Genomic DNA, 1488 nt, shown 5'->3' with positions numbered 1-1488 from the left:
CACGTTGCCCGCTACGGCTGCGTGACTGCCCCGGCTAGGCCTGCCGGAGACCAGATGAGCCCCCCGGCTCCTACACCACGCCTCGGGACACGACCTCGGAACGCCGAATAGAACCTATCGAGGCGCGGAAAGCGGCTCACGGTTGGTGGCGGCGTGCCGCCCCCAACCGGGTGTGAATCGGCATGGAATAAGGACCCCGTATAGGGGGTGATCGGCATCCAAACGGGACCCCCGAAGCTTTGGGTCCACACTGGCCGCCATGGAGGACATGGAGGCCTGTCGAGGGATGCTGATTGTGGAAACGATCGCGAAGATCCGTCGTGCCTACTTCGTGCAGCAGAAGCCGATCAAGGTAATCTGCCGGGAGTTCGGGCTGTCCCGGAAGGTCGTGCGGAAGGTGATCCGGTCGGAGGCCACGGAGTTCCGCTACACGCGCACGAACCAGCCTTTGCCGAAGATCGGCCCCTGGCGTGAAGAACTGGATGCTCTGTTGCTGGCCAACGAGGGGAAAGCATCACGGGAGCGCCTGACGCTGGTCCGGCTGTTCGAAACGTTACGGTCCCGCGGCTATGAAGGCGGCTACGACGCTGTCCGTCGCTATGCCCGGGTTTGGCGGCAGGAGCAGGGGCCCTCCGTCGCCCAAGCCTACGTGCCGTTGAGCTTTGCGCCAGGCGAGGCCTACCAGTTCGATTGGAGCCATGAGGTCGTCCTGATCAACGGAACGACGGTCACGGTGAAGGTGGCCCATGTCCGCCTGTGCCACAGCCGGATGCTGTTCGTGCGGGCCTACCCGCGCGAAAGCCAGGAGATGGTGTTCGACGCCCACGACAGGGCCTTTGCCTTCTTCAAGGGAGCCTGTACGCGGGGCATCTACGACAACATGAAGACGGCGGTCGACACGATCTTCGCCGGCAAGGAGCGTGTCTACAACCGGCGCTTCCTGCAGATGTGCAGCCACTATCTGGTCGATCCGGTCGCCTGCACCCCGGCGTCGGGCTGGGAAAAGGGACAGGTCGAGAACCAGGTCGGCTTGGTCCGCGAGCGCTTCTTCACTCCCCGGCTGCGGGTGAAGAGCTACGACGAACTCAACGGCTTGCTCCTGGACCGCTGCGTCGCCCACGCCAAGGCGCATCGCCATCCCGAAATACGGGAGCGGACGGTCTGGGAGATGTTCGAGGCAGAACGGCCGAGCCTTGTTCCCTATGCCGGGCGGTTCGACGGCTTCCATGCCGTGCCAGCCTCGGTTTCCAAGACCTGTCTGGTGCGCTTCGACAACAACAAGTATTCGGTCGCGGCCGGCGCGGTGGGGCGTCCGGTGGAAATCCGCGCCTATGCCGAGCGGATCGAACTGCGCCAGGATGGACGAATTGTCGGTGAACACGCCCGGTGCTTCGGGTCGTGTCCCGAGGCGTGGTGTAGGAGCCGGGGGGCTCATCTGGTCTCCGGCAGGCCTAGCCGGGGCAGTCACGCAGCCGTAGCGGGCAACGT

1 protein-coding gene is annotated in these 1488 nt (G+C 64.7%); it reads left to right on the top strand.

Annotation, left to right across the window (positions count from 1 at the left end):
* Positions 1–286: 286 nt before the first annotated feature.
* Positions 287–1488 (top strand): IS21 family transposase (gene istA / locus J2847_RS33845; protein ID WP_233474986.1); only part of this gene is annotated, 1202 nt, incomplete at its 3' end.

The sequence above is a fragment of the Azospirillum agricola genome (assembly GCF_017876095.1).
In the GTDB taxonomy this organism is placed as follows: domain Bacteria; phylum Pseudomonadota; class Alphaproteobacteria; order Azospirillales; family Azospirillaceae; genus Azospirillum; species Azospirillum agricola.
Note: the sequence above shows the minus strand (reverse complement) of the source record. Positions and strands in the feature narration are given on the sequence as shown.